Source organism: Thalassotalea ganghwensis, assembly GCF_053485795.1.
On sequence record NZ_JBQRUM010000071.1, the window covers coordinates 1 to 477 of the forward strand.

1 protein-coding gene and 1 pseudogene are annotated in these 477 nt (G+C 40.5%); both read right to left on the reverse strand.

Annotated features, from left to right (window positions below):
* A pseudogene (locus tag ACSLUH_RS19525) lies at nucleotides 1–64 on the reverse strand (IS200/IS605 family transposase); the annotation flags it as partial.
* A gap of 171 nt (nucleotides 65–235) precedes the next feature.
* On the reverse strand, nucleotides 236–477 hold a 242-nt coding region (locus ACSLUH_RS19530; protein ID WP_448569483.1), incomplete at its 5' end, for an EF-Tu C-terminal domain-related protein.

A 477-nucleotide genomic window follows, 5' to 3' on the forward strand; every position in this document is an offset into this window, starting at 1 on the left:
GTGTCCAAACGATATGATATTGACAACGCCAAAATACATGCGATGCTTGCTCATATCTACTCATGTTTTTTCTCCTTCTGACTTCTGCTAAAAATCAAAAGCGATTAAACATGAGTAGATATTTCAGGTATAGCCTTTTTAATAATAACCACCTACTAAAGTAGGTGGTTTAAGAATGAGCAACAAAAAAGGCCGCTTGCGCGACCTTTTCTTAAGCACTTTGGCTAATCAAAAATTAGTCAATAATTTTTGATACAACACCAGCACCTACTGTACGACCACCTTCACGAATCGCGAAGCGTAAACCTTCGTCCATCGCTACTGGGTTGATTAGCTCAACAACAAACTTTAAGTTGTCGCCTGGCATTACCATTTCTACACCTTCTGGTAACTCTACTGCACCAGTGATGTCCGTTGTACGGAAGTAGAATTGTGGACGGTAGCCTTTGAAGAATGGTGTATGACGACCACCTTCAT